A 1460-nucleotide genomic window follows, 5' to 3' on the forward strand; every position below is an offset into this window, starting at 1 on the left:
ATACAGGAACAAATAAAGATAAAAACCAATCTATTTATTTAGTAGGAGATAAAATCTATATAGATGCAGATGCTACAAATCTAAGTGGAAATACTATCTATGCTACTGCTTTTAGCAAAGGATATATCCAAAGACAAATGAATAAGTTTGCTAAAGATAATTATCAATTTGGAAACTATGATAAGCTAATCACAAATCAAGGTTATACAGATTCTAATAATACTACCACACAAGGAAAAGACTTTAAAAAAGCAATTACTATTGGTAATATGGGAAGTGCAATAGAAAACGCAAAAGAATGGTGGTATTTTGCTAAAAGTTGGAATGAGGCTCAATATTTTGATGATATAAAAACAATAGATGAGTTTAGATTAGTAGGGGATATTGATTTTGGGGCTGATTGCTATACTGGAACTTGTAATAAAGATAAAAACTATGCAAACTATTGGATTGATTTTAATGGAGATGGTGAAAAACAAGAAAATGAATATACAAATATGATGGTGGGAGACAATTATCCCAATTCTTTCGGCGCCAACTTTGATGGACAGGGATATACACTAAAAAATATTAATATTGAAGTCAGTAAAGAGCTAAATTATGGTTTTGCAGGTATATTTGGATCAGCATTTAATGGAAATGAATTTAAAAATATCAATGTAGATTATATGGGGGGAGGAATAAAAATAGAAAGTGATTATATTGCAGCAGTAGGTGGTTTTTTGGGTGGGACAGTACAAAGTCATACAACTTTTAATAATATCACTGTTAGCAATATAGCTTTTATAGAAGCAATAGCTAATGGAGAAGAAGGAGCTATAGCAGGTATAGGAGGATTCTTGGGAGGTGCTTTCAATAATAGAGTAACAGCAAACAATATCACTTTGAATAATATAGGAAATATCAAAGCAGAATCAATAAGCAATGAAAGTTCTTTTTTATACATGGGAGGATTTGCATCTATAGTAAGCTTCGACAGTTTGTTTTCAAATATTATTATAAATGGTTTAGGTAGTATTGAGGCTATAACAACAAACAAATCCCCTTATATAGGTGGTTTCTTAGGTACTTCTGCTAAAGGCATTTATGAAAATATTTATATTTATTTTAAGCCTGATTCCACTATTAAAGTTACAAGCAAAAATGAATCAAAAAAATATGCAGGTAAATTTATAGCAGATTTATTTCAAAGTTCATCTTTTTCCAATATTCATCTTTATCATACAAATAATCAATTTGGAGATTTAAATAATATAGATTTTATTGATGAGAATGTCACTATTAATGGCAAAATTAATTCTCACTCTCCAAGCCAATTCCAAACTGATGTAGAAAATTTCTTTAAAGAAGAAAATGACAAACCACAAATCCATTACAATAAAGAGGGAGGCTATTATACTTTCCTAGATGAAACAAATAATGGCAATGGCGGAGATAATGGAAGCAATGGAGATAATGGC

General features: G+C 29.9%; 1 pseudogene. It reads left to right on the forward strand.

The window, feature by feature from the left end:
* A pseudogene (locus B6S12_RS11270) lies at positions 1-1460 on the forward strand (hypothetical protein); the annotation flags it as partial.

The sequence above is a fragment of the Helicobacter valdiviensis genome (genome assembly GCF_003245365.1).
GTDB classification, from domain to species: domain Bacteria; phylum Campylobacterota; class Campylobacteria; order Campylobacterales; family Helicobacteraceae; genus Helicobacter_D; species Helicobacter_D valdiviensis.